This window comes from Bradyrhizobium sp. sGM-13 (assembly GCF_018398875.1).
Classification (GTDB): Bacteria; Pseudomonadota; Alphaproteobacteria; order Rhizobiales; family Xanthobacteraceae; genus Bradyrhizobium.
The window spans coordinates 280-489 of the sequence record NZ_JAGWDK010000190.1 but is presented as its reverse complement, the minus strand read 5'-3'; the positions used below and the strand labels follow the sequence as shown (position 1 = coordinate 489).

1 protein-coding gene is annotated in these 210 nt (G+C 67.1%); it reads left to right on the top strand.

The window, feature by feature from the left end; all coding sequences use genetic code 11:
• The coding region (locus KJQ96_RS41200; protein ID WP_249735099.1) for a PAS domain-containing protein at window positions 1-210 on the top strand (210 nt) is incomplete at both ends.

The window sequence follows — 210 nt, the reverse complement described above, 5'->3', positions numbered from 1 at the left end:
TCGATGCTCACCTGCCATTTCGTGATTTTGAGCTCGCGCGGCCTGGCCCCGACGGCAGCAAGCGTTACGTGTCTGTCTCCGGGCTGCCCGTGTTCGACGAGACGGGACGCTTCGTCGGCTACCGCGGCGTCGGGCGGCATATCACCGAACGCAGGCGGGCCGAAGAAGCCTTGCGCACCATGCAGGCGGAGCTGGCGCACGCCAATCGCG